Origin of the sequence: Paraperibacillus esterisolvens (assembly GCF_046237625.1) — a bacterium.
Classification (GTDB): domain Bacteria; phylum Bacillota; class Bacilli; order Bacillales; family DSM-1321; genus Paraperibacillus; species Paraperibacillus esterisolvens.
Map to the genome: position 1 here is coordinate 2464108 of NZ_CP143545.1, position 25909 is coordinate 2490016.

25 protein-coding genes, 1 pseudogene and 1 other annotated feature (1 of these 27 cut by a window edge) are annotated in these 25909 nt (G+C 44.8%); of the genes and pseudogenes, 7 read left to right on the forward strand and 19 right to left on the reverse strand.

Annotated elements, in window-relative coordinates; genetic code table 11:
- Positions 1–157: a binding site (T-box leader), on the reverse strand (it extends 96 nt beyond the left edge of the window).
- A gap of 66 nt (positions 158–223) precedes the next feature.
- Positions 224–1141, reverse strand: a complete 918-nt coding sequence (locus tag V1501_RS12440; protein WP_409288538.1) for a Gfo/Idh/MocA family protein — start codon at positions 1139–1141, stop codon at positions 224–226.
- A 68-nt stretch (positions 1142–1209) separates the two neighbouring features.
- Here V1501_RS12440 and V1501_RS12445 point away from each other — a divergent pair, with 68 nt between their 5' ends.
- Positions 1210–1410, forward strand: a complete 201-nt coding sequence (locus V1501_RS12445; protein WP_409288540.1) for a cold-shock protein — start codon at positions 1210–1212, stop codon at positions 1408–1410.
- A gap of 89 nt (positions 1411–1499) precedes the next feature.
- On the opposite strand, the gene V1501_RS12450 is transcribed toward V1501_RS12445, so the two are convergent.
- Together V1501_RS12450 and V1501_RS12455 are read right to left on the reverse strand one after the other, a co-directional pair.
- Positions 1500–1754, reverse strand: a complete 255-nt coding sequence (locus V1501_RS12450; RefSeq protein WP_409288541.1) for a type II toxin-antitoxin system HicB family antitoxin — start codon at positions 1752–1754, stop codon at positions 1500–1502.
- A 264-nt stretch (positions 1755–2018) separates the two neighbouring features.
- A complete protein-coding gene (locus V1501_RS12455; protein ID WP_409288543.1) occupies positions 2019–4157 on the reverse strand; it encodes an alpha-galactosidase in 2139 nt (712 codons plus the stop codon).
- A 209-nt stretch (positions 4158–4366) separates the two neighbouring features.
- Between V1501_RS12455 and V1501_RS12460 the strand changes: the two genes are divergently transcribed.
- Positions 4367–4852 carry a Dps family protein gene (locus tag V1501_RS12460; RefSeq protein ID WP_409288544.1) on the forward strand — a complete coding sequence of 162 codons (486 nt, stop codon included), beginning with the start codon at positions 4367–4369 and terminating at the stop codon, positions 4850–4852.
- 188 nt (positions 4853–5040) lie between these two features.
- Positions 5041–6774, forward strand: coding sequence for an AAA family ATPase (locus V1501_RS12465; RefSeq protein ID WP_409288546.1), 1734 nt, complete (start codon positions 5041–5043; stop codon positions 6772–6774).
- Between the two features lie 83 nt (positions 6775–6857).
- Here the strand turns inward: V1501_RS12465 and V1501_RS12470 are convergent, their stop codons facing one another.
- The 4 genes from V1501_RS12470 to V1501_RS12485 form a co-directional block, all read right to left on the reverse strand.
- Positions 6858–8033, reverse strand: coding sequence for a DHH family phosphoesterase (locus V1501_RS12470; RefSeq protein WP_409288548.1), 1176 nt, complete (start codon positions 8031–8033; stop codon positions 6858–6860).
- A 109-nt stretch (positions 8034–8142) separates the two neighbouring features.
- Positions 8143–9834: a methyl-accepting chemotaxis protein gene (locus tag V1501_RS12475; protein ID WP_409288550.1), complete on the reverse strand. Its 1692-nt coding sequence runs from the start codon at positions 9832–9834 to the stop codon at positions 8143–8145.
- A gap of 488 nt (positions 9835–10322) precedes the next feature.
- Complete coding sequence (locus tag V1501_RS12480) at positions 10323–10655, reverse strand: DUF2680 domain-containing protein (protein WP_409288552.1); 333 nt, start codon at positions 10653–10655, stop codon at positions 10323–10325.
- 58 nt (positions 10656–10713) lie between these two features.
- Complete coding sequence (locus V1501_RS12485) at positions 10714–11157, reverse strand: hypothetical protein (protein ID WP_409288554.1); 444 nt, start codon at positions 11155–11157, stop codon at positions 10714–10716.
- Between the two features lie 315 nt (positions 11158–11472).
- On the opposite strand from V1501_RS12485, the gene V1501_RS12490 reads away from it, so the two are divergent.
- Positions 11473–12420 (forward strand): MBL fold metallo-hydrolase, encoded by a 948-nt coding sequence (locus V1501_RS12490; RefSeq protein WP_409288555.1) that lies wholly within the window; start codon positions 11473–11475, stop codon positions 12418–12420.
- 113 nt (positions 12421–12533) lie between these two features.
- On the opposite strand, the gene V1501_RS12495 is transcribed toward V1501_RS12490, so the two are convergent.
- The 6 genes and pseudogenes from V1501_RS12495 to arcA form a co-directional block, all read right to left on the reverse strand.
- Positions 12534–14081 carry a fatty acid--CoA ligase gene (locus V1501_RS12495; RefSeq protein ID WP_409288557.1) on the reverse strand — a complete coding sequence of 516 codons (1548 nt, stop codon included), beginning with the start codon at positions 14079–14081 and terminating at the stop codon, positions 12534–12536.
- A 32-nt stretch (positions 14082–14113) separates the two neighbouring features.
- Positions 14114–15268, reverse strand: coding sequence for a thiolase family protein (locus tag V1501_RS12500; RefSeq protein WP_409288559.1), 1155 nt, complete (start codon positions 15266–15268; stop codon positions 14114–14116).
- A gap of 14 nt (positions 15269–15282) precedes the next feature.
- Positions 15283–16428, reverse strand: coding sequence for an acyl-CoA dehydrogenase family protein (locus V1501_RS12505; RefSeq protein WP_409288561.1), 1146 nt, complete (start codon positions 16426–16428; stop codon positions 15283–15285).
- A gap of 32 nt (positions 16429–16460) precedes the next feature.
- A pseudogene (locus V1501_RS12510) lies at positions 16461–16918 on the reverse strand (SDR family NAD(P)-dependent oxidoreductase); the annotation flags it as partial.
- Between the two features lie 493 nt (positions 16919–17411).
- Positions 17412–18308: a WD40/YVTN/BNR-like repeat-containing protein gene (locus V1501_RS12515; protein WP_409288563.1), complete on the reverse strand. Its 897-nt coding sequence runs from the start codon at positions 18306–18308 to the stop codon at positions 17412–17414.
- A gap of 541 nt (positions 18309–18849) precedes the next feature.
- A complete protein-coding gene (arcA, locus tag V1501_RS12520; RefSeq protein ID WP_409293342.1) occupies positions 18850–20091 on the reverse strand; it encodes an arginine deiminase in 1242 nt (413 codons plus the stop codon).
- Positions 20092–20388: 297 nt separating this feature from the next.
- Between arcA and V1501_RS12525 the strand changes: the two genes are divergently transcribed.
- The gene (locus V1501_RS12525; protein ID WP_409288564.1) at positions 20389–20607 is read left to right on the forward strand and encodes a hypothetical protein; all 219 of its coding nucleotides are present in this window, start codon (positions 20389–20391) and stop codon (positions 20605–20607) included.
- Positions 20608–20706: 99 nt separating this feature from the next.
- Here the strand turns inward: V1501_RS12525 and V1501_RS12530 are convergent, their stop codons facing one another.
- The 4 genes from V1501_RS12530 to nadE all read right to left on the reverse strand — a co-directional run bounded on the left by V1501_RS12530 (position 20707) and on the right by nadE (position 24177).
- Positions 20707–21561, reverse strand: a complete 855-nt coding sequence (locus V1501_RS12530; RefSeq protein WP_409288566.1) for a DUF421 domain-containing protein — start codon at positions 21559–21561, stop codon at positions 20707–20709.
- A gap of 15 nt (positions 21562–21576) precedes the next feature.
- On the reverse strand, positions 21577–21765 hold the full coding sequence (locus tag V1501_RS12535) for a DUF1657 domain-containing protein (protein ID WP_409288567.1): 189 nt from the start codon (positions 21763–21765) through the stop codon (positions 21577–21579).
- 95 nt (positions 21766–21860) lie between these two features.
- Positions 21861–23048, reverse strand: coding sequence for an MFS transporter (locus tag V1501_RS12540; protein WP_409288569.1), 1188 nt, complete (start codon positions 23046–23048; stop codon positions 21861–21863).
- 304 nt (positions 23049–23352) lie between these two features.
- On the reverse strand, positions 23353–24177 hold the full coding sequence (gene nadE, locus V1501_RS12545) for an ammonia-dependent NAD(+) synthetase (protein WP_409288571.1): 825 nt from the start codon (positions 24175–24177) through the stop codon (positions 23353–23355).
- Between the two features lie 182 nt (positions 24178–24359).
- Here nadE and V1501_RS12550 point away from each other — a divergent pair, with 182 nt between their 5' ends.
- Positions 24360–24491, forward strand: a complete 132-nt coding sequence (locus V1501_RS12550) for a hypothetical protein (RefSeq protein WP_409288572.1) — start codon at positions 24360–24362, stop codon at positions 24489–24491.
- 48 nt (positions 24492–24539) lie between these two features.
- Here V1501_RS12550 and V1501_RS12555 read toward each other — a convergent pair whose 3' ends face one another.
- Positions 24540–25004 carry a hypothetical protein gene (locus V1501_RS12555; RefSeq protein ID WP_409288573.1) on the reverse strand — a complete coding sequence of 155 codons (465 nt, stop codon included), beginning with the start codon at positions 25002–25004 and terminating at the stop codon, positions 24540–24542.
- Between the two features lie 188 nt (positions 25005–25192).
- On the reverse strand, positions 25193–25591 hold the full coding sequence (locus tag V1501_RS12560) for a hypothetical protein (RefSeq protein WP_409288574.1): 399 nt from the start codon (positions 25589–25591) through the stop codon (positions 25193–25195).
- A 195-nt stretch (positions 25592–25786) separates the two neighbouring features.
- Between V1501_RS12560 and V1501_RS12565 the strand changes: the two genes are divergently transcribed.
- A complete protein-coding gene (locus tag V1501_RS12565) occupies positions 25787–25906 on the forward strand; it encodes a 3-methyladenine DNA glycosylase (protein ID WP_409288575.1) in 120 nt (39 codons plus the stop codon).
- The last annotated feature ends 3 nt before the right edge of the window (positions 25907–25909 follow it).

Consider the following 25909-nt stretch of genomic DNA (forward strand, 5'->3'; position numbering starts at 1 on the left):
AACGTGGAAGTTTACGTTAAAGCCTACTGCCTGCACATGCAGGGTTCGGTTTAAAGGCTCGGAAGTCCATTCCCCTAGGAAACTCACCGGTTCACACCACCCACCGGCTCTCTGGATTGTCTTCACATAAGGTACTACTCTTCGTCAGCGCCACTCGTTTCATTTGATTAATGACAACAATAAAGCTTCCTTAGACAAATGTCAAGAGTTTAATTATAATTTTTTAAATCATTTCGCCGCCTTCAAGCTTACAGATAATCTTTTCGCACAGCTCGTGCGTTTTCAAAGCATCCCACATTGGGATAAATGGCTCTTCCTCACCTTTAAGAGCGGAAAGAAAATTATGCACCATCCCATGGAAACCCCGTTTAACCAGGGTCGGTTCCCAATCATCGCCGCCTGATTTCCATATATCCTTATTCTGATGAATATAAACATCTGCTACATTTTCCGCTATTCTTTTGCCAGCAGGCCCAAAAACCTCGGCCCTCTCCTCGGAAATGCCGGCGTCACGGTTCATGATACCGATTGCAGTCCCATCCTTCCCTGCCAGCTGGAGTGTCACTTGTGTGAGGAGGCCGTCTTTCTGCTTTCCGGTAATAATCGTCTCTTCTGCCTCATAAGGATATAAGTGTCGGACTGTATCGGCAACATGAATAAAATCATCAAGAATAAAACGCCTGATCTCATCTGGAGAATTTTTTCTGTTTTTCTGGACCAGTACCATATTTATCCCTTCTGCTTTCTTCAAAAATTTATAGGAAGGCGCAAATCTGCGATTGAAACCAACCGAAAGCAAAAGTTTTTTTTGGGCTGCCAGTTCGGCAAGCTTCCTGGATGTCTCAAAATGATAGCTGATTGGCTTGTCCACGAAAACATGGATATGATGCTCCAGCAGAAACTTGATGATTTGTTCATGTGATTCAGTGGCAGTGTGGACGAAAGCGCCCGTTATACCAGACCCCGCCAGGCTCTCCAAACTGTCATGCAGATGGGTCCACCGGTACATCCGCCCGGCAGCAGCCAGTTTTTTTTGATTCCTGGTAAAGAAATGAAACTCTGTATCTGAAATACCAGCTAAAACAGGAAGATATGCCTTTTGGGCTATATCTCCCAAACCTATAACACCGACTTTCAACATTTTATTCCCCCGCTTCAAAAAATGCCTGCTTTACATGCTATAATAAGATAAAGGAGTTGTGATTATAAATGTATAATAGCAAAAAATGGGATGAACCACAGCCTAAAGAACAGATAGAGATTTGGGAATGTCAATCCCCGGATTGCAAAGGCTGGATGAGGAAGGATTATTCATTTGAAGATCAGCCCGACTGCCCTTTATGCGGCAGCAAAATGGCTGCGGGCGAGCGTCTTTTAGTCAAGATCACTCCTAATCTTCACAAGAAATAATGATCATTTATTTGCTGTGGATTTTTATCACGGCTCCAAAAAAAGTTAATCCGGCCGGGCAGCCTGGATTAACTTTTTTAATTGGCCCGCTAAATGTAATCGGTATTTACATTAACCCATATTGCCCTGTCTGCTTCAGAAACATTTCGCATTCCTGAAGGCGGGGGAATTTCCTTCTTCTCATCCTCACAAAAGGAAAGATAAGCTCTCAGTGTGTCCTCAGCAAGCTGGATTGCTTCCGTTTCTGTGCTTCCTTCGGCAAAACAGCTTTCGAGATCAGGGAACTTTACAACATAAGCTCCTTCCTTTTTTTGGATGGTGGCTGCATATCGATAGCTGGGCATGATTGACCCTCCTTCAGATCTATTCAGGCAGCTCTTTTCTAGGCGATTGTTGTTTTTTCCTGTGAAGAAATTTAATTATTATACAAGATTTTCGCTTCAGTACGAGACTCCTGTTCAAGCGGGACATTCGATAACGATAAGTACGGCCAGGCTTCTGTCTTCTTTATCAGGTCTCTGTCTGCCTGCTTCAATTTCACAACCTGCAAATACGAACATTGTGACAGCCTTATTCTTTTCGTGCAGATTCATATAGTGGCAATCGGGTTAAAAATGATTTTTCTTTTCTCCCCTATATAGATATGCCATTTTTGGGAATATCTCAAACATCCTGCTGTCATATTCTTTATTCAGGGACAGTTTAATTCCTTCATACATTAAATAATCTCCAGATTTTATGAATAAAATTTTTCCATCTAAAGCGGCACAATAGTTCCTCGCCGGTTCAAGGCCTTTGATTTTCAAGCGTATAAAAGGGTCCTTAGCTCCTCCTCCATGCTTAAATACAAAAACCACCGCCCTATTTTCCTTTATGTACTGAAAAACATGGCAGCCTTTTTCCTCCGATTCTATCCGGTGTAATTGACCGTGCTGGATAATACTCCTGATCCTTTTATATTCAGAGACAGATTTTTTTAAAATTAAAAGATCGCTGCTGTTCATCTGAATTAAATTCGAACCTACTGCAAATGATCCAAGCATCGCAGCATGACATCTGAACTGAATGGGGATGATTCGTTTCGTATATGAATTGGGACTATCGGTAACCCAGCAGGACATGGTTTTCACAGGATATGCATAGCTGAACCCGCTCTGTATCGCAAGGCGTTCCAGCCCGTCGGTGTTGTCGCTCGGCCAGAACTGGTCAAAATATTGTATAGCTTCAAAGTTTACCCGGCCCCCTCCTGAGGCACAGCCTTCCCATAAAACATCAGGATGTCTTTTTCTAAGCTCACCGATCAGTTCAAAAACATATTTATTGTGCAGATACCAGATTTCCTGACGGCGGTCTTTCGGGAGATCCAAAGCTCCCGGCTCTGAAATCGGCCTGTTCATATCCCATTTCACGTATGAAATATCATGCTTTGTCAGAAGGTGATCCAGGGCATAAAGCAGATAATTCCTAACTTCCTCCCTGGTCAAATCCAGTACAAGCTGATTACGGGAAAGAGTCCCCTCCCTGGTTTCAAAGCGATAGACCCAGTCGGGATGCATCCTGTATAGATAGCTGTCCCTATTCACCATCTCCGGTTCGATCCATATCCCGAATTTCATTCCTAGATTTTTCACTTTCTCAATAAGTGGTGCAAGACCATGAGGAAATTTCATTTCATCCGGATACCAGTCCCCCAGGCCTGCGGCCGAAGAATTCCGATTCTTGAACCAGCCGTCATCTACTACAAAAAGTTCGACGCCGATTTCCGCCGCCCTTTCAGCAAGCAGTGACTGGTTTTCATCCGTAACTTCAAACCGCACTGCCTCCCAGCTATTGTATAAGACCGGCCTCAATGTACTTCGGTGGGATTGCGGAATGAGGAAGTTCCTTGCAAAAGAATGCAGTGCCTGGGACGCCCCGTTGTGCCCCTTTGACGTAAATCCAAAGTATACTGCCGGTGAGTCTAAGCTTGCCCCTGGAGCAAGTTCAATTCTTGAATCAAAATCATTCATCCCTGCAAGGACCCGGGTACTGCCAAAAGGCAGCTTCTCGACCTCAATTTTGAAGTTGCCGCTGTGTGCAAGGACTCCAAAAAAAACGTCTCCAGAATCTGGAGATGCCTGCGTGTCTAACATGAAATAAGGACTGTGATTGTGCCCGGTGATGCCCCTCCGGCCTTCAAGGACCATCTTTCCCGGGGGAATTTCTTTCCGGAAAACTGCATTCTCCGCTGCCCATTTACCAGATACATTTGTCAGAAAGAAGTTCCCTTCTTTAAAATTCCATTCGCCGCTGAACAGCTGTTCTATCATAAGGCCGGCATCTCCAAAGTTATTTATTGTTACCGATCTTTTAATCATATCCTGTTCCTCGAAGGTCTGGTATTTTACCACAGCTTCGAGGCTGAACCTGGCGTCCTTTAAAGTAATGGTAAGGATATCATCATCAGCTTCCAGGCAATCCACCAATAGGTGCACATCCCTTGTTCCATCTGCGAAACTGACTTTCAATGAGGGTTCCTTATACATTAAACCTCCCCAGCCTGAAAACTCCTCAGGCAGCAGATCATCCCTTCCTTCAAAGGTGGACAGCCCTTTTAAGGGTGCCAGTTCAAAATCGCCCAGATTCGTTATATATTTTCCCCAATATAAATGTAGAAGCCCACCCTGTTCATCGACACTTATGATGTAACTGGTCTGTTCTCCATCAAGTGATATAACAGCCTGATCATTTCGGATTCTGATTCCCATTTTAAGCACCGCCTAGCCGTGATTATTTTTATATATATGGAAAATTTATCTCGGCATGCACACTTGGTCCCAGCTTTTCATAAGAACATCTCTATCCGGAAATTGAGAAAATGTTTAGTCCTTCCTTAAATGAGGAAAAATAAAATAACGAAAAACATTGTGGTATAATCCATGTTTTTTTTGAGAGTCTAACTATAGGAGGAATTTTCATGTCAGAATTCGCACGCAAACCACAATTTTCACAGAAGAATGCACAGAAATCCGAAATTGGCCAGGTATTGAATCAGCAGGTTGCCAACTGGACTGTGTTATATACAAAGCTGCATAATTATCATTGGTATGTCAGGGGAGAAAACTTTTTCACCCTCCACGAGAAATTTGAGGAGCTTTATAATGAGGCAAATGAAAATATTGATGTCCTCGCAGAAAGGCTCCTGGCTGTAAATGGCCGTCCATCCGCTACCCTTAGAGAGGTTTTGGAGGTAGCCAGCATTAATGAGGCTTCCGGAAATGAAACTACAAAGGAAATGGTACAGGCGTTATCAAACGATTTCCAGCAGCTAATCAAAGAGCTGTCAGCGGGAATGCAGACAGCGCAGAATGCCGGAGATGAAGGCACGAGCGATCTGCTGCTCGGGATTTCCGTCTCGCTGGAGAAACATTTATGGATGCTGTCAACGTTTTTAGAGCATTAATCATAAGGGAAAATAGTGTCCGGAAGGGCACTATTTTTTTTTGTGCACTCTTTGATTTCAAAGTTTTTGCTTTTTAAACCCGTTTAAATCATTTACCAATAATTACCGGGTGTTAATCCAGTTTTATCCTTTGTATAATAAGACTTAATTTTCTATAATCTAGATATACTTGAGAAGGAGATGAGTCTTTGAATTCACGTCCAAAATTAATGTCGAAGTTCGTTCTGCCGCTGGCAGCTTTATTGATCATTGTTGGTGCTGTGTCTTGGATTATTAAAGGGACTTCAAAGGAGATGGCCATTCCATTCTCCTCGATGACGGAAATGATAGAGACTCAAAAAGGCGCTCCTGTCAGCCTTGAGGAACATCAAAACGGTAAACTGGTCCTGACGACTGAAAAAGGGGATTATATTTCTTATGTTCCCCCAAACAGCCAAATGGTAGATAAATTAGTTGAAAAATTCAATGTTCAATATACTTACACAAACAGCAGTGAATATACCGGCTGGATTCTTGGCGGACTCGTGATTGCTGTCATCGCAGCCGCCGTGGTGTATCAAAGGAAAAACAAGGGCGGCCTTGGTGCTGCGAATACCATGAAAAACAGTGTTGCAAAAGCACGTGCGCTACCAAGCATCACGATCAGCGATGTAGGCGGCCTTCCTAATGAAATGAAGGAAGAAATATTGCAAACCCTCTCCATTGTCAAAGATCCCGAAAAATCTGCCAAAGTCGGCATAAAGCCCCCTAAGGGGATTTTATTATACGGCCCTCCCGGAACAGGAAAAACCCTTCTTGCACAGGCTATGGCCCGAGAAATTGGGGCAAGCTTCTATACTGCAAGCGGAGCTTCCTTCAATGAAATGTTTGTCGGGGTCGGCGCATCACGTGTGAGAAGCCTTTTCCAGACGGCCAGGAAACAGACTCCCGCTGTCATCTTCATTGATGAAGTGGATGCCCTTGCAGCAAAACGGAAGCAGCATGGCGGAGAAGAATCCGAAAAAACGTTAACAGAACTCCTTGTCCAGCTTGATGGAGGCCATCAAAACGACGGCATTCTGTTCATCGCGGCAACAAACAGAAAAGATATGCTGGATGAAGCGTTCCTCCGCCCCGGCCGCATCGACTTCTCATTTGAAGTTCCGCTTCCGGATACAAACGGCCGGAGGGATATCATTGAGATTCATGCTAAAGGCAAACAACTTTCCGATGATGTCGCAGCCTCATTAGATATCCTTGCGGAAAGCACCTCGGGCTTTTCAGGAGCGGAGCTCAGCTCCCTGTTTGAAATCGCCAGCAGAAGGGCTGTAAGAAATGGAAGTGAATCCATCCAGAAGTCAGACCTTGATTTTGCTTTGGACCGCACCATCCTGGGCTCCACTTCCAGGGACCTTAAAGATGCTGAGACAAAAAGGCGTGTTGCCATCCATGAAACCGGACATGCACTGATATCATCATTGACGAAACCTGGTTCAGTCCGCAAAGCTACCATCATCCCCCGCGGACAGGCACTGGGCTATGTAGCTCCGCTTCAGAAGGAAATGCATCTTGCTACTGCATCAGACCTGATGGATAAGGTTAAAATGATCCTTGCAGGCGGTGTGTCAGAACGCCTCTTCCTTGGTGAGCACAGCATTGGAGTCGGCGGTGATGTCCAGCAGGCTAAGAAGATCATCGAGCAAATGGTCGACCTGGGCGTACTGCAGGAAGGATTTACCCTGTCTTTCAGCAAAGAGGATAAAGAAGAAAAGATGAAAGAATTATTTTACGAAGCACTAGCCGAGACGGAGATGCTCATTGATACACACCGCCTTCAATTTAATGCCCTGTATAATGCCCTTCTGAAAAAGGAAACACTAGAGGGCTGGGAAGTCGACATGATCGTGAATGAAACGGATTTAGTTGAATTAGCGTCGATGTAATACTAAAACCAGCTCTATTCTTCAGAGCTGGTTTTAGTCTGAATGATAAAGAACCAGATGCCCCGGCATCTGGTTCTTCTTTTTCAACTCTCGCTATTCAAGTAATTCTTCCTCAGGAAATCCACATAAATATCATCCCGCACCAGCCAGGCATAGTAATTCCTCTTCACCACTTTTTCTGCCTCCGCGAACGAATCGAAGGATCCTTTTGTTTCTCTATTAATTTCCAATACCCAAGAACCACCATTTTTACGGATTAGAATGGTATCCTGATCGTGGTTGCTGAACAGGCAGAAAACATCGGGCTCTTTGACATTATAGCGGTTGTCATGGGCGTCCGCTCTTAAAGGCTCGATCTCAAACGGCTTTTCCACAAATAGTTTGAAGCCTTCCGGAGTCAGGGTGCATCCGGATGCTTTTTGGTGGCCGCCGCCCTGGTATCTTCCAGCCACCTCTGAGACATCCACATGATCATGGATGGTCCTGAGGCTAATTCTCTTTCCGCCGACCATGACAATAGCGATATAATCAAGATGGCTGAATTCTTTCATAAGTTCATTCCCAAGTTCAGAATGGTAATTCTCGGCATGGACTACGCCCGCACACTCCGCGCCGTTATAAATCTGGTATACTTCCCTCTTCTTTCTGCGGATATAACGATCTATTTTACTTTCTTCAATTTCAAGCAGCTTTTTCTCCAATTCACTAAATTCAAACGGTGTGGTTCCAGCAAGGCGGCTCAGCATATTTTCTGCGAATTCTTCAATAGGATACATAAAAAACAAATCATTCAGGCGCTTTGCATCCTGAACCGAAAGCCTGTCCCATTCCCATGTATCATACAGCCTGACCAGTTCTACAAATTCATCGGCGGTCCGGGATCCTTCTAAAGCTCCAGAAGCGGTCAGATGCTTATAAAACAGTGAGGTTGCTGAAGCAGGCTTTCCGTCCTCTTCAACTTTAACACTTGCCCAAGGATGGCGGTTCAGATGGTCTGCAGACTTGTGATGGTCAATCAGCTCTGCCTGCCCGCCAGCATCAATAAATGCCTGTATGTTTTCCTCGTTCTTTTCACTTACAGATAAATCTGTTATGTACAGCTTTCTAGAAGTATCCCCAGTTTCTATAAATTTTTCCACCTGTCTGTTCAAGCTTGCTATGGAATTATAACGTACCTCGACATTTTCACCGAATGCAAGTCTGGCCAGTATTCCGCACCCCACACCATCTAAATCATTATGTGTAAGCAATGTATACATGATAAACCTCCTGAATGTTTAAGAAAACTTCCCTTATGTTTTGAACCTGGGGCGCAATCTATTCTTATGCCTATAAAAAAACCGGAGGCAGCCTGCCTCCGGCCCTTTGTTACATTTTAAAGTGTGAAATAGAAGTCTGCAAATCATCTGCAAGTTTTGAGAGCGCTTCTGCCGAGGTAGACACTTCTTCCATGGCAGCAAGCTGCTCTTCTGTCGCTGCAGAGCTTTCGAGTGCGGCTGCCGCACTGACTTCATTGATTACCCTTACTTCAGCGACCGCTTCAGATATTTGGCTGCTGGCTTCTGATAATGATTGGACTGAAGCAGACACTGCCTGGACGCGTGAAGTGACCCCTCCAATCGATTCCGCAATCGAAGTAAATGCTTCATTGGCTTCGGCAGAGTCCCCAAGGCCGTCCTTCACAAGGAGGGACCCTTCTTCCATTGTCTGAACTGCAGTTTTGATTTCTTCCTGAATCTGACTGATCATGACCGTTATCTGATCCGCTGAGCGCTTGGATTCCTCAGCAAGCTTCCTGACTTCGTCAGCCACAACAGCAAAGCCCCTGCCCTGCTCCCCGGCACGTGCCGCTTCGATGGCGGCATTAAGCGCAAGAAGATTCGTCTGATCGGCGATTCCGGTAATCAGACCCACAATGGTGCTGATTTCGGCTGATTTCACATCCAGGGACTGAATGGTTCCGGATGCCTGGCTGACTGAATGGTGGATTAAATTCATCTGTTTGACAACATTCACAATGGAATTGCTTCCTTGCTTTGTCACTGCTTCTGCATCTTCGGCAGCAGAGAGCATTTCCTCACTGCTTTCGGAAATTTCACGAAGCCCATCTGCCATATTTTCAACAGAAGAAGATACCATTTGAAACTGTTCCAGCTGATGCTCCATTCCCTGTGCCGCTTTTTGTGTGTTACCGGCTATCTGCTCGGCCGCCGCTGTACTTTCTTCTGAACTTGCAGCCAGCTGCTGGCTGCTGGCTGCAACCTGACTGGAGGAATGGTGGATTTCTCCTACCATATGACGAATATTTCCAGTCATATGATTTAACGAAGCGACCAGGCTTCCTATTTCATCTTTGTTTTTCACTTTAATTTCATCTACCGAAAGCTCTCCCCCGGCAATTTTCTTAATAGATTTGGAAGCTGCAATGATCGGTTTTGTTATGCTTCTGTTTACGAAATAGGAGATTAAGAGAGCTGCCGCTGCCGCTGCAAGACTGAAGACAGAAATTAAAATGATAACATTTCTGGTTTTCTGTGTGAGCCTGCTGCTTTCTTTTTCAACATTCGCCATCTCATAACTGACTGCTTTGTCAACGGATTCCCCGAACCTTGCTCCAATACTCTTTGCAGAAGTCTTTATGATCGTCATGTAGACATTCTGATTATTTTCTCTTTTAGCCTTTACTTCCTTTTCAACGATCTGCTGAAATTCAATATGCACTTCATTGATTCCTTTTACAAGCTCTTTCATCTTAGGATCATTCGTCTGTGACATAATCAGCATCACATTTTTTTGGAATCTGTCTGATGCCCTTTGATATTCTGCCAAACTAGCTTCTTCACCGGTCAAGAGGAAGCTTCTGACTTCAGCCGACTGTTTGAATAAATCAGCCTTCAGCTCCTTTATCCTCGCTACATTGGTTATATCCTTATCAATGATTGCCGAGTAAGACTTGTCCACCTGGCTTATTTGGAACAGCCCTAACATCCCTGCACCTGCCATTAAAATGAGGACTGCAAAAAAACCGCCCCTGATTTTCGCACCAACATTTAATCTCATCTTATTTCATCCCTCTTTGCTGTAAATGTATGTATATTTTATATATCGGTCGAAAGTCACAGATTGTTTAATCTTTCTAAAAATTTCGTTAAAAAGATTCCTGTTTCGATACAAAAAATTACTCTTGCCCGGAAGCCCTTCCCCTGCTTGTGCATAAGTTCAGGGATGCTGGACGGGAAAACTTTGAGGGCAATATAATAGAATAACGAAAGCATACTGTTGAAAGTTCTTTTCTATTAACACCGGTTGATTGGCAGTCTGACCGGGAAATCCTCTGACGACCAAAATGATTCCCTTTTCCCCAAAGTGAAGCTGGTTTACTTGCATTCTGGTCATAAGTCCATGTTAGGGCCAACATGCTGCCTGCACCTGGAATGGACATAATTTATTTCTAGATCGCAATTCAGATCGGGGAATTGGAAAGCGGCTGCCCCGGATCAGCAGGGCAGCCGCCTTTTTTATATTATGAAGTAATTCTAAAGGAATTATTAGCGATGCTCCATTCCTTTGTGATGATGCTTCCATTCTTTTTTCCCTTCAAAGGGAACGAACCCCTTCTTTTCGATCAGGGTATAATGCTCTTCAATCCTTTTCAGCATCTTTTTTCCCTTTTCTTCAGGTATGACGCCAAATTCAATATATTTGGAAATGAGTCTTTTCTTTTCAGTTAAGAGATTGCGATGAATGACCAAAAGCTCTTCCTTTTGCTGTTGAGTCAGTTTGAATTCTGGCTGCGGCTGTTCCGTCTGGGCTGATGCCGCTGAGTTATGGGACAGGAGCAGCGCGATGGCTGCCATGAAAGTGAATGCTAACTTTTTCATTAAAATACCTCCTTTGGAAGTATTTTTTTCAGAAACTTTCTTTTTATACATTTAATTTTCAGTATTGAATTCTGCCTTTTGTAATATCTGCCTGAATAAAGCTCCCCGGGTTTGAGACCGGCGAGCCGGACAGCCTCCTCAGCATATAGAGCTGACCTATATGGGTCAATACGTCTGCAAGCGGCCCCTGCATGATTTGTTCAAGGGTTAAAGTTAAGGGTTCTGCCCCAGATTCCATCGCCAGATCTATTTCTTTAAGGAGCTCAAAAAATCGGCTTATTTCTGCTTCTCCTGAAGCCGGAGTGCCGATGTCTTCACAGTCCACACCAAATGCGCGCGCCGCTTTTGTGAGCACAGCATTCATATGATTAATAATTTCAAGCGGAGTGCGGACTCCTTCCCCCGCTCGAAATCCCATGTATTCAGCGGGAGCCTGCCGGAATGCAAATCCTGCTCTGTACCCGATTGCAGCGACCAGGTGCCTCTCTATGTTTCTTTCCATACTTAACCTCCTATTGGAAATCCTAAAGTATTCTGTTAAAGCAGGCAGGATATTGTGAAGGATATATTGAAAACAACTATATCACATCCAAATGCAGAAATAGAGAAAAAAACACCCTGAGGGGCGCCCGTATTCCAATAGCTCCTAATTCACGATTACAGCCATTTTAAAAGAGATCCACCCCGCCTTCAGGAAAAAGCTATCATTATATGAATGCTTCACTCTTATATTTTTCCTGAATATACCCCTCCCAGTCACCATGATAGTTTTTCCCTGTGGCAAGTCCTCAAAACAAATAAACAAGCAGGTGATGATATGGTAAGAAAATCAGAACATTTTACAATCGAACGAATCAAGGATGGAATTTATGCTGCCATTGCAAAGTCAGGCGGCGGTGCCGTTTCAAATGCAGGCATAATTGATTTGGGTGATAAAACAATTATTTTCGATACCTTTAATTCCCATTGTGCTGCAAAAGAATTAGCAGAAGCTGCTGCAGAACTGACTAAAGTGCCGGTTCAATATGTGATTAACAGTCATTGGCACGGAGATCATATCAGGGGAAATCAATGTTTTAAAAAAGCAGTTATCATCTCCTCTATTGCGACAAGGACTAAAATGCTTGAAACCCACCCAGAAAGGATTTCAGATCAGAAGTCGAAGATTCCACAGCTGCTGTCACATATAGAAAAACTGGAAGGCGATCTTAAAGGAGAAAACAATGCGGAAAAAGCAAAAAAATTGAAGATTCAGCTGGACTTCCTCAAGGAAATTGAACGATCCCTTCCCGGTCTTGAATTCACTCCCCCGGCCATCACCTTTGACAAACGGGTGATTTTCAGCGGGACAGAAAAAAAAGCAGTGCTTGAAACGCTGGGAGGCGGACATAGTATATGCGACTCTTTCCTCTATATCCCGGAAGACAGAATCCTCTTTACGGGAGATCTGGTCACAGTGGGCCGGCACCCTATGCTTCGTGACGGCAATCCAGAAAGCTGGCATGGAATCCTTGAAAAGCTTGCGAAGTACAAAGTCGACGCTTTGATACCCGGCCACGGACCGGCAGCTGACGAACAAGCCATTGCAGACCTGATGAATTACCTGGTTACGATTAAGGAACTGGCCGCCAGATTAACAGGCGATGAGGCCCCCTTTGAACGAGCATCCATTCCTGCCGATTATAAAGACTGGCAGGGAGAAGATACATTCCGCTCCAATCTCGAATTCCTTCTTGGGTTCAAAGAACCAAGACCTGCAATATGAAATCAATCTGTTTTTAGCTGGCGGTGCTTCATTTTTAGAGTGTATAACAGGCAGCGGCAATGGAGCAGCTGCCATCTTTTTGTTTCACAAGTGTTCATTATCCCGGCCAGTCATTACCTCTTGATTTCCTGCCTGATTTGATATTTTAATATTTTCCCGCTGGCATTCCGCGGCAGGCTGTTCATGAAGATATAGGAACGAGGCCGTTTATAATTTGCCAGTCTGTTGCTGTTTTTGCAAAAGTCCTCAAGGATCTCGGCGGTCAGGTTTTGATCTTTTTTTACAATGATGGCGGTCACCGACTCTCCCCAAAGATCATGCGGCTCCCCGATTACGGCAGCTTCAAGGACATCCGGATGCTCGTAGAGGAGGTCCTCCACTTCCCTCGGATAGATATTTTCACCGCCGCTGATGATCATATCATTAAGACGGTCCTTAACATATAAAAAACCGTCTTCATCCAGATAGCCTATATCTCCTGAATGATACCAGCCTTTATATACGGCTTCCCTCGAGGCTTCTACCTTGTTATAATATCCGCTCATCATACAGGGGCCCCTGACTAAAATTTCACCGGTTTTATAAGGCGGGAGAGTTTGTTCGGGATCAGAAGGGCCATCCTCTGCCGGCTTCACAATCCTGATTTCATGATTGAGTGCGGCCTGGCCCGCTGACCCGGATTTTTCTATTTGATCTTCATCTGACAAGAACGATATGGCTGGGCCCATTTCAGTCATCCCATAGGCTTGGACAAGCTTTATTCCCAGTCTCTCACGGCAAGCCCTTACAAGGGCGGGAGCCATCGGTGCTGCTCCGTACAATCCCAACCGCAGGGAACGGACGGAATGATTTTCCATATCCTCTTGAAGAATCATATTCCACATGGCGGGTGCGGCAAAAAGCATGGACACTTTTTCAGCCTCAATCAGCTGCAGCAGTCTTCCGGGGTGGAACTGGTGCAGAAATACATGACTCGCCCCTGCATGGACACGGGGCAGAAAGGCACAATGGAGCTCAGCACAATGAAACATAGGCGCAGCCGCTAGACCGCAGTCTTTAGAAGTGATGCCTGTCGCAGCAATGCACAGCAGGCTCTGCTCGGCAGCGTCCCTGTGCGTATGCATGACCCCCTTCGGTCTGCCTGTTGTACCGCTCGTATACATGATGGCATACAGATCATTCTCATCCACATCCACTGTTATTTCCTTTAAGACTGCTGCCTCCATTTCAGCTAGGTAACTCTTTGCAAAGGAGGGGGTATCCTGGTCGATAAACCAGAATGAAATATGCGGAAACCTCATCCGGACAGCTTCAATCACCTGCCGTGTAGCTTCTTCAAACAAAACGATTTTTGGCTCCGCATCCTCCAGAATAAAAGCCGTCTCCTCTGCAGTCAGCCGGAAATTGATCGGATTAAAGACACCGCCGATCAGGGCACAGGCAAAGTAAGAGGTTCCCATTTCCTCCGTATTATAAAGACAGGTGGAGATACGGTCCCCTTTTTTTACACCCGCTGCACGGAAGGCATTTGCAAGTGCATGGACTTCCTGCTGCCAGCCCCTGTAAGTCAAATGCTTATCCTTTCTGGAATCATAATACGCTTCTTTGTTCGGAAATTTAGCTGCGGTCATTTCAAAAATACGGCCAACTGTCACTCCCATTTCAGGGCCTCCTTTATTATCACCCAAGATTTCTAAAAATCCAGTCTCTCAATGATGGTTGCATTAGCCATTCCATGTCCTTCACACATGGTTTGAAGTGCATACCTGCCTTTGATCCGTTCTAATTCATGAATCATGGAAACCATGATCCTGGCACCGCTTGCTCCAAGGGGATGTCCCAGGGCAATCGCGCCGCCGTTCGGATTCAGCTTCTCCGGATCTGCACCAGTTTCCTCAAGCCATGCAAGGGTAACAGGGGCAAATGCCTCGTTCACTTCGAATATATCAATATCATTGAGGGTGAGACCCGATTTCTCCAAAGCTTTCTGGGTAGCCTGGATAGGGCCTGTAAGCATAAGCACCGGATCGGAGCCTGTGACCACTCTGGTATGAATTTTGAAACGCGGCTTGATGCCGAGTTCTTCCGCTTTCTCCCTGGACATGATAAGCATACACGCTGCACCATCACTGATCTGCGAGGAGTTCCCCGCAGTGATCACCCCATTTTCTTCAAAAACCGGTTTCAGGGAGGAAAGGCCTTCTATGGAGCTATCCTTACGGGGCCCTGAATCCTCACGAATGATTAAGTCCTTTCCATCCATAGAAGACAGCGCCAGAGGAAATATTTCTTTATCAAAGTAGCCCAGTTCAATTGCCCGCAATGCTTTTTCATGGCTGTTAAGGGCAAAAACGTCCAATTCTTCCCTGGAAAAATTATATTTGTCCGCAATCCTTTCTGCTGATATCCCCTGATGAGTAATCCTGTAACGGTCTGTATACATCGAGGACGGCTTCACTCCCTGATAATTAGAGCCGATCGGTATCCTTGACATGCTCTCCACTCCGCCGGCGGCAACAATATCCATATCCCCGCTCAGAATTGCCTGGGCTGCAAAATGGACCGCCTGCTGACTGGAACCGCATTGCCGGTCAACTGTGGTTCCAGGTACTTCTTCGGGGAACCCGGCCATCAGGGCAGCTGCCCTGGCAATATCCCCAGCCTGTTCCCCAATCTGGGATACACAGCCTATTATCACATCTTCCACTGCTCCCGGATTTACACCAGATCTATCCATAAGCTCCTTCAGGGTCAGCGCCAGCAATTCATCCGGCCGGATATCCTTCAAAGTGCCGTTCCTCCTTCCAACCGGGGTGCGGACTCCAGCTACAATAACTGCTTCTCGCATTACTTCTCCTCCATTTATAAACCAAGATTTTTGGCGACAATCATTTTCATGATTTCATTCGTTCCTGCATAAATGCTTGAGGCAGGAATATCCCTGTACCTCCTGGCAATCTCGTATTCTTCCATAAAGCCATAGCCTCCGTGGAGCTGCATGCATTCAGCTGCTGTCTTTCTCGCCAATTCGGTCAATTTCCATTTTCCCATGGAAACTCTGGCGGCAATATCCTTCCCCTCTATGTGATCTGCGACCAGTGAATCAAGGAAGGTTCTGCCCATTTCTATATCAGCCGCCATTTCAGCAATCTTGAATTGTATATGCTGAAAAGAACTGATGGTTTTTCCAAATGCCTGGCGTTCCTTCACATATCGCATTGCGAGTCCGAGCATTTCCTCGGCCGCTGTCTGGGCAGCAATTGCTACCACAAGCCTTTCCTGCTGCAGCTTATCCATCATGCAGGCAAACCCTTCCCCTTCTGATCCTATTACATTTTCTGCAGGAATCTCGCATTCTTCGAAAAATAATTCTGCCGTGTCCTGTGAGTGGAGCCCCATCTTCTCAAGCTTCCGTCCACGCCGAAAGCCTGGAAAATCTTTTTCTACGGCAAGAAGGCTTATTCCTTTATGTCTCTTACTTTCATCCTTATGGGTCCTGCAGGCGACTATGATCAGATCTGCCTGTATACCATTGGTGATGAACGTTTTTTGTCCGTTAAGGATATACCTTCCGCCCTCTTTTCTTGCGGATGCTGTGATTCCAGCTAAATCTGAACCGGCTCCCGGCTCCGTCATGGCAAGAGCCGTAATGATGTCGCCTGTGGTGCACCCGGGGAGCCATCTCTCTTTCTGTTCCTCTGTGCCATATGCCGTTATATAAGGAACGGCAATGTCATTGTGCAGACTGACTCCTATGAGGCCGGATCCAATTCGCTCCAGTTCTTCGACAAGAACAGCAGAATAGCCCCAGTCTCCTCCAGCTCCCCCATACCTTTCAGGAATGTCAGGGCAAAGATAGCCCTGCCTGCCAAGCTTTTTCCAGAATCCCCTTGGTATCAGCCGGTTTTCCTCCCAATTTCCATAATGAGGACGAGCTTCTTTGTCCAGGAATTTAGCCAGTGACTTCCTAAAGATTTGATGTTCTTCCTTTATGTATGAACCAGCCAATCACATCACTCCCTTGATTTTTATTAGAGCCATCATTGCGGCATCAGCCTGACTGCTCCATCCAGACGAATGAACTCCCCATTCAGCATAGGATTTTCAAGGATTGCCTTTACCAGCCGGGCATATTCTGCCGGCTTTCCAAGACGGGGAGGGAAGGGAACTGAACTGCCAAGCTCTTTCCTTGCTTCTTCGGGCAGAGAGGCAAACATGGAGGTATCAAACAGGCCCGGATCTATAGTCATCACCCTGATTCCATGGACTGCGAATTCCCGGGCAAGCGGCAGTGTCAGCCCTGCCACACCTGCTTTGGAGGCACTATACTCAGCCTGTACAAGCTGTCTTTCAAAGCCGGCAATCGAAGCGGTATTGATGATAACACCCCTTCTCCGTCTCCATCCTTATCATTACCTGCCATTCTCTCTGCAGTAAGCCTGAATTGAAAAGTTCCTATCAGATTTACCCCTATAACTCTTTCAAATGATTCAAGATTAAATTTGTTTAAAGTGCTGCACGGCGCTCTCGAGTGAGAGCTTTACCTTCCCCTCATCCCTTATATCACAAGGACAGTAAATCACAGACCTGCCCAATTCCTTGGTGATAGCGTTACAATCCTTTACTTTCATATGAAGCCCCTTAATTTAACAAAATATTCTGACTAAATCGCGCATGAGAAGACTTAGAAGTGGATACTAAAGATTATGGTGGAAATGTTTTGAGGATTCTTATGGAGAATTATACCTGTATTCTATCAAATTATTCTACATTAAAGCCATCGATTAGATTAGAAGACTTGACAGAAAGTTTAAAAGCGGGCCTGCATTATTATTCAGCTGCAAGCCAGCCATCATCATTATATTCGTCTCAGCCTCTGCTTATCATGCAATTTTAAATATAGAATTTAAAATAACATCCATATTCATCCGGAAATAATGTGAATTCTCTCTTAAAAGAAAAAAGACGCATATCGCGTCTCCATGAGGCAGTTACTTCTTTTTTGAACTCTTTATCTGCTCCCATGTCTGTCCAGAATTCCTGGAAAGGAAAATTTCATTTTCATAGGTTGCTGCAGCAATCGTTTCCTGGTCCTCCGGATTTATACTCAGATAAAGAATGGGGTTGTTTGGCTTGGCATCCAGAAACGACAATTGTCTCTTGCTCATAGTGGCAAGGTCCAGCAGGTAGATGGATGGCCTTCCCTCATTTATGTCCGCATAAACAATCGAGCCTTCCCCAAATACCAGGGCAGTGACAGGAGCTTCAGACGGAAAAAGTCGAAAGGATTCACCAAAATCAGTGGAAAGGAAAATGCCTTCTTTGGCAAATATGCCAATGCTGCCCGCCTGATCAGGATGAGCCGCAATCCCGCCGAGCTGTTTGGACGTCAAACCCTTAAGCTTGCTTTTCGACCATTTCTTTCCTCCGTCAGCAGTATGGAGAATTCTGCCCTCTATCCTGCTAAAAAGGTAAACCTCGCCTGTTTTATAGCTGGCTGCCAGCTGATCATATGCCTGCTTCTTAATTCCGCCCGCAGTTTTTAGGCTTTCCCCCTGATTCCCGCTCTTTACAAGTCCAAGGGGCTTTCCTTTGGTGCCTTCTTTATATCCGCTGGAATAGATTCCATCCTTTACGACAGCAAGCGAGAGGTAATCATTCCGGTTTTTCGACGGCGCATGCCACTTTGAGTCTTCATATTTATGTATTCCTTTTTCGGTTGCAATATATAGAGAAGACTCTCCGGCAAAGCCCAGCCCTTTTATGTGTTTAAATGATGCTTTTTTAGAACTTTGAAAATAGCTGGATGTTTGTTTATCTGTCTGGCAGCCGGTGAGGACGGCCAGTATGCAGGCTGACAATAAAACCGCCGCCTTAATGTTCTTCATGGTGTTTCCCCCTAACCCCTGTATAATCACATCATACTATAAAATTTAAAAATGCACATTTTGTTTTATCAAGATAATTGTAAAAGCTACGTGTGTTTAATGGAGGATTTTTAAGCTTACCATTTAATACTCAAGTGTATTAAATTAACCCGCTTTAGGATACTGTTTCCAATATACCTGGTCCTTATCAGTATAATATTCCTGGGTTTTTTTGATTGAAGAGCTGATTGACGCACCTGAACCTAATTTTGGGATACTCAGCTTTTTCACACCGGTATTTGGATTTGTTTCCTTTCTTTACATAAAAAAAGGCTCAATACATGGAGCCTCTTCATTTTTTTTGGCCTGCAGATACTTAATTGGATTTTTATTCTTTCCCTGCTGCTGTATTTGTCTATGGAATCATTATGATGGTAAATTACTGACTACCTGGATTCAATCAGATAAACTCCGATTTTGAATGGAGCAGAAAAAGGCATTCCCCATTTCTGACAATATGAAAAAGGGATTGTCCCGCATGATAGGGACAATCCATCATTACCTATAAATTTTCCCGGTAAAGCGGCATGCTCATGCAGCGCGGGCCGCCCCTGCCTCGGGCAAGTTCGGAGCTCAGCACTTCAATGACTTCTACCCCATTGCTTCTCAGTGTCTCATTTGAGATATAGTTCCTGTCATATGTGACAACAACACCTGGTGCGATGGCTAATGTATTTGATCCGTCATTCCACTGTTCCCTCGCCGCTGCGATTGGGTCACCGCCGCCGCAGGGAATCAGTACAAGGTCGTCAAGGTCCAGCAGCTCCTTCAGGACAGAGAATAAATCATCCCTTACTGTGATCTGTATCCCGTCTTCACCCGGTTCCATCAAGTAAAGATCCATTTTACCATCTGGCCCCATGATGGCTGGGTGAATGGTGAATTTATCCCGGTCTACCATCGTAAATACGGTGTCTAAATGCATGAAGGCGCGTGTTTTAGGAATTTCGATTCCCACCACCTTCTTGACCGTCTTAGATTTTTGGAATAAGTTTTTCGCTATTTCTTCAATTGCTTTCCTTGATGTCCTGTCACTAATCCCGATAGCCACGACTTCGGAACTCAGGACCAGCATATCCCCACCCTCAAGGGAATGAGATTTATCCCTATTGAACCAGATAGGAATATCGAATGGAGCGAAGTCCGGGTGGTACCTTAGTATGTAATTCATAAAGAGAGTCTCTCTCTGCCTTGCTTTACGGTCCATTTTATTGATTGATATCCCATTGCCGATTACGGCTGCAGGGTCCCTCGTAAAATATAGATTGGGCATTGGATCCAGCGAAAATGGGTATGTTTCCAGGTTCCTGAACCGGGAAGCTTCTGCAGGGGTGTAATTAAGCATGCCCTTCATCACCTGAAGGACAAGTTCCTTTGAAGGCAGAGCAAGCAGGAATTCTTCCAATTCTTTGCAAAGAGCCGGATTATCCGCACAGCTTTCCCTGAGTATGTCTGTCACAAATTGCTTTCGGATGGATTCAGTTTGCAGGGCTCCAGCGGCAAGATCCTCCAGGTACACTACCTCTGTACCTCTCGCTCTTAAAGCGTTAGCGAAAAAATCATGTTCTTTTTGAATCGCCGGCAGGTATGGGATATCGTCGAAAAGAAGTCTCTCTAAATATTCGGGAACCAGGTGTTCAATTTCACCACCCGGACGCTGAAGCAGAACCTTTTTTAAGGTTCCTATTTCGGACGTGATATTTAATGGATGAATAACTGTCTGATCGGCCTGCGTTCCTGCCATGACTTCCTCTCTATTTGGGTTTTTAAGATCAAGCAGCTGGCTCATGCATTTTCCCCACCTTATCTTTTTCTGTGTTAAGGACCATTACCCTATTCAGAAGGAGCTTAATCGTCAACACGGGAGACAGTTATCGCATGAGAGGATTAAAGAAAGGAGTTGTCTGCAATATGAACCTGGCAGTGGACCGTTTTTTCCAAAGTAACTTCCATCCTCTGAAAATAACGGCCTGTTATTTTGAGCTTTTTATTACATATTTAGCTGGCCGGGAAGCAAATTATCATAAAGGAGGTCATATTGATGGAACCAACAAAGCCCGGAAACGATCAGCTTCCTGATTTTAAAGAGCTGGATGACCGTTTTATCAGCGAAAAACGCCAGTCCGGCCCATCTCTTGTTATTGAAACCAAGCTTGATACTCAATCTGTTACGGAATGCAATCCTTACTTGCCGGCGAAAGAATCTAAAGCAGATAAAAAAGATTTCCGGAATTATTTTGAAGATGACAGCTATGAATAATCAGCAATAAAAACCTGCAGGATTATCCTGCAGGTTTTTATTGCTGACCTGTGTCCGGCTGTGCTTCGCAGCCCGGCTTTTTGATCCTTAAAACCGGAGTTACCCTAAATACTCTTCCACTTCCGTCAGCACTTCCTTAAGCTTTTCTGCGCAGACAGAAAAATCCTTTTGGCTCGTCTGGTTTTTAGTGTTTAGTGCAAGGAGCTCAAGTTCTGCCTGGACTTTTTTCATGCTTGCAAAAAGCAGCTGGCGTTCACTCGGCGTATTGATGGTATGGTGGTCGTTGTAGAGGTCGAGTGTCAATTCTCCATAGGTGTCTACCTGGGCGAGAAAAACATTTTCCAGGGATGTCCTTCTTTTTTCGAGTTCGCTGTTGAGCCACTCCAGGTTGCCGCCCGTTTTACCCAGTGCTTCAAAGATGACCTGCCCATCCATGATTACAGTCTGCGGTTCTTTTTCATTGGGCATAAAAAGCTTTAGGTCCTTGCCGGTCAGAGGCTGATTTTCCTTTTTCAAGAGGACGCTAAGTTTGCCTTTTGGTTCCAGGACAGCGAACTCTACATCCTTAACGTTGAAGATTCCTTTATCTCGAAGGAGTGCTGACAAATCTTCTATGGAATAATTTTCTTTTTTCAAGTGGTCTTCTAGAATTTTCCCATCCTGAATGAACACGGTGTCCTGTCCTTCAATCAATGCTCTGAATTTGCGGTTTTTTATGGACAAAACATCTGTCAGATAAGACACACCCGCAATGATGACAACGCCCGTCAAGCCATGTATGATATCAATGTCCTTACCGAGGATGACCTCTCCGGCGATGTCACCCAATGTGATTCCCGATATATACTCAAACAGGGACAGCTGGGATATATGTTTTTTGCCAAGGATCTTGGTCGTAATAAATAGGATAAAGATGAATATTAGGGAGCGCGCCGCTATAGAAGATATACTCAATTCCTGCTCCTCCTGCTATTCTGCCTCATTATTGGTATAAAGCTGTCTTTGTACAGTATGTTTGATTTCGCCGACCCGGACCATAGCCTCATGAAAAGCTGCCTGGGCACTTTTGTCACGAGAGGATAAAGCCTGTATGGAAAGCTGTGCCTCTATCCCTTTTAAAGAAGCTAAAGTTTTTTTTATATCGATTTCTGCCGTCATGTTTTACCTGCCTTTTCCGACAATGGTGCGGTTTTTACCATAGTATTGCATTTTTCATGTGGGGATATGTAAAAAAACACTGCCAGCAGGCAGTGTCAGCTTTGTGAATATGCGGTCTGTGTACTAGAATCCTTTTCCAGCCGGATTAGATACAGATTAAGGATGACTCCGAGGAGGGTCATGAAACTGAAGAACAGATATACACCATGGATCTGGAATTTATCCAGCACGATTCCGCCGACAAAGGTGTGAAACCAGTTGCCTAACCCGTTTCCTACCGCTGAATATATGGTCACGGCCGTGACTGCTATCTGGACAGGAGCTATTTCCCTGATATATTGCAGTCCTGCAGGCAGGAAAAGACCAACAGAAAGTCCTTGAATGACGGCTGATATGTAAATGACTGTAATATTTGGTTCAGTGAAATAAAAGGACCATCTGACCAGGGATGAAATCCCAGCTATTAATGCGATTGGCAGCAAACCGATTTTATGGATCCAGTCCCCGGCCGCCCGCATAAATGGAATCTCCGATAAAACGGCAACCAAAAAGGCGATTCCTATTCCGGTATATGTTCCCCCGCTTGCTTCTACAAACAACCCAAAGTAGGTGTTATTGGCAAGGTTTGGGCCGAAGATCAGAAATGTGATGGCGAGAAATACCACGAACTTCTTCATGGATAATAAATCTTTCACCCCAAGCAGGATATTTACCTTTGCACCAGGCTGCTCCTTCGGCAGATAGACGGTAAGGAAGGCAGAAATGAACAGGGTGATAAAAAAGGCGTAAAAAATAAGTTCCAGGCCCAGGTATAAATCGGAGAGCCGGCCAATAATGAACACCGCGAGCCCAAACCCAAGCGAGCCGTATAGCCGCACGGCTCCATAGTTCTGCTTCGTCCTGGCTGTGTACATCATTGTGATGCTGTCAGATACGGGGATGATTGCACTTTGGAATACCGCGACCAGAATGGCGATGGTCAAAAGCCAGGCAAATCCTCCTTCAAGGAGGTAGCCGAGGCCCATAATCCCTGCGAGCAGCGACGTGAATGCGAGAACCCGCCGCGGAGCCTGTATTTTATCCGTGAGGATTCCCCAGAATGGCTGAAAAAAAATCATGATAATTGGACCGATAGACATAATGGTTCCTATTTCAAATCCATCAAGCCCTTTTTCCTTGCTCAAAAAAACGCTCAAAAGCGGAGCGGTGCTTCCAATCGCAAAGAAGGTAAATAAATAGAAGCTTTTTAAGCTAAAAAGCTCCCTTTGCATCTGTTTATTCAAACTACTTCCCCCAGACATTGAATTCTAGCTGTCTATACTATTTAAGCATATTTATCGTAAAAAGAGATGTGTTTTTCACAAAAAACCAACAACTGTGTGCTACTGCAGCCCAGGCATGGAAAGAAAAACGGACAAATTCAAAAACAAACACAATAAGGCGGCGGAGCGGAGTAAGGCGCATGCAGGAATGCCAGCAGGAAAAATATTGTTAACATCAAGTCTTAGGAAGCCTTATGATACATGCAGCTACAACCCTTTTCCACAGAAAAAAAGGCAGAATCCTCATGGAATCTGCCTATCCGTTTTATTTCCACCAATCATCAAACACAGTGACCGCATGCTGGCGTTTGTGTTCTGATTTTAGGTAATGACCTTCGATGATCTTTGCCTGTCCCGGGTCAATTTCTTTTCCTTCCAGATAATCATCGATGGCTTCATAGCTCACTCCTAGCGCTGATTCATCCGGAATGCCAGGCTTATTCTCTTCAAGGTCTGCTGTCGGCGCCTTTTTATACAAGTGCTCTGGACAGCCAAGCTCCTTTAGAAGCTCCCGGCCCTGCCTCTTGTTCAATCGATAGAGCGGGAGCAGATCACAGGCACCGTCCCCATGCTTTGTGTAGAAACCGGTGATGGCCTCTGCGGCATGATCCGTACCAAGCACGATGCCGCTTTCGGCAGCAGCGATGCTGTATTGTGCCTTCATTCTTTCCCTGGCTTTTTCGTTTCCTTTTTGGAAATCAGTCAATTCAATTCCGGCTTCCTTAAGTGCAGCTGTACTCGCCTCAACTGCTGCTTTAATATTTACAGTAACCAGTTTTGTAGGATGAATGAAGCGGATGGCATCCTGTGCATCTTGTTCATCCTTTTGCTCTCCATAAGGGAGGCGGACAGCGATGAAAGAATAATTGTTTCCCCCGCTCTCCTCGTTAAGCTCATCCACAGCTATCTGGGCAAGCTTTCCTGCAAGAGTAGAATCCTGGCCTCCGGAAATTCCAAGTGTCATGGATTTTAGGAAGGAATTTTTCTTTAAATAACTCTTCATTAAATCGACACTTCTTCTAATCTCTTCCTTTGCATCAATTTCCGGCCTAACTTTCAGCTCTTTTATAATCTTTTTCTGCAAATCCATGCTAACAGCTCCTAACTTCCTGTATATGTATACCTTGATAGTATACATGTAATTTCGCAAGTAATAAAAAATTCTGTTATATAATTTTCCCTTACTTTTACTGGATAAACATCTTTGAATAGGTTATTAAATGTTCAGGAACTGGGCATACTGCAAAGAAATATGTACCGGGAGGTCAGGCTGTGTATTTTTGTTTATCCTGCGGTTTAGTATTATTTGAAGAAGAAGCTGTCGCAAGGGAGGATCAGGGAAAGCTCTGCCTGGACTGCTACAGCGAATATGAAGAAAAGCCATTTCCATTTTTCTATGAATGAAAACCAGTATAAAGAGGATGACTTATCCAAGCCACCCAGGCCCTGAAGTCATCCTCTATTATTCGGGTCATACATTTTGACGACAGAAGGACTGGCAGTGAACTTTTTCCTTTTATCGTTCCTCTGCTTCTTGTCTCTTTTTTCAGGAGGTTCTGAATTTCCTTCCCCGCCGCCGTCCGGATCTTTCTTCTTGGGCAATAACTTGGTTTTCTTTTCTTTTCGTTTTGCCAAACCCTCAAGCCTGGTAACTGCATCATCGAATTCATCCTGAGTCATCTGGCCCATGGCTGCCATAGAGCATAGCATAGCATAAGCGATTGCTGTAGTATCCACCTCTACGTTCACATTAACATCGACGTCAGAGTTGCCGCTGTGATTCACTTGAGACTGTGAATTGGTTTGAATATCCTGACTTAGCATGGAATTCTGCCTGTTGTCTGTCCCGTTACTTTGTCCATTCTCCTGAATCACTTCATTGAATAAGTCTGATTCTGAGAGTGCCTGGTTTTCCACTGACAAATCCACCGGTCGTGATTGTTGGGGTTCCGCTCTGAGGGTTGGTCTTCTTCTAAAAAGATCGTCCCCGTTATCCGGGCGTCTAAAAGGGAGAAAAAAGCCCCTGCGGTCATAGTTCTCCATTGACATCTCCCCTGCTAATATATAATAGGCGGGATGAGGGCTGCCTCTCCCGCCTTATAAGACTAGTCTTGATCCTGTTCTTGATCTTGATCCTGTTCCGAATCTGCATCAGAATTTGCCCTGGATCTGACCCTTGCATTAGAGTCGGAATCCACATCGATATCAATGCTGAAATCCACTTTTGCATTTCCGCTGTTTTTCACTTCAGAATCAGCGTGGGAATTGCTCTTGTTATTATTTACAAGATCGTTTTCATTATCATTGTCATTATCACTGATATTCTTGGTATTTATGTCGTTGTCTACATCAGAATTCGAGTCAGACTTACTATCAACATCATTATCAATGTCAAAATCTACATCTGAATCAGAGTTTGACCTGCCCGAGCCAGAGCCGCCTCCCTGTGAACGTCTTGATCCTCCGCCCCAGCCGTTTCCTCCATTATTGAACCAAACTGCCATAGTGTGACCTCCTTTCAGTCGTTCTAAGACTAATTTATTCAAAAGGATCATAAGTGGAATGGACAATTTGACTATGTACATCATTTTTACCCGCCCATTTTCCAAGACTTTCAACCAACCCTATGGTTCAATTTTGTGTTTTTATCAAGTACGGATAGGGTACATACAAAAAGAGAACATAAGGAGGGAAGATCGATGACAGAAAAGAATGACCATCAGAACGACTCAGTGGAACAGGAAAAGAAAGAGGAAAACAACCAGGATATCGATCCTCAGCGCGATCCTGACAAAAATGACAAAACAGAAGCCAAATAAGAA